The following is a 557-nucleotide window of genomic DNA, read 5'->3' as shown; positions in this document are numbered from 1 at the left end:
ACGTGGAGTTATTTATTTCATCAAGGTTGGTCAAAAGGATGATGCCCCTTGAATGCATTTTCTGGAGGACAAAAAATGCCAAAAGGTCTAATGCTGACTGACTTAGCCATCGCAGGCTTACTTTTGATTGTAGCGAAAGTGATTCGCGTGCACACGCCATTGCTACAACGCATGTACATTCCATCTGCTGTATTGGCAGGTTTATTTGGTCTCGTGTTTGGCCCTGCCATGCTCGATCTATTACCGTGGACAGACACGTTTACCGCTAACGCAAGCCTATTAACCGCTGCACTTTTTTCTGCGTTAGGGTTAGCAACGGATGTTCCATCCCCAAAAGTTGTCGCACAACGTGCAGGCTCGTTATGGGCATTTAACCAAATTGCTTCTGTCTCACAGTGGTTATTTGCTGCAATGTTTGGCCTGCTCTTAACTACATTTTTCTGGCCAGAAATCAATCCTGGCTTTGGCGTCACAATGTCTGCGGGTTTCATGGGTGGTCACGGTTCAGCCTCAGTTGTGGGAGATATTTTCACGGGTCTTGGTTGGGAAGATGGCTT

General features: G+C 46.5%; 1 pseudogene. It reads left to right on the top strand.

Annotated elements, in window-relative coordinates:
- Nucleotides 1-75: 75 nt before the first annotated feature.
- Nucleotides 76-557: pseudogene (locus R7O13_RS29745) on the top strand (sodium:glutamate symporter); the annotation flags it as partial.

This window comes from Vibrio sp. Y176, from assembly GCF_033438945.1.
The sequence above is the reverse complement of the archived record's forward strand: the minus strand, read 5'-3'. Positions and strand labels throughout refer to the sequence as shown.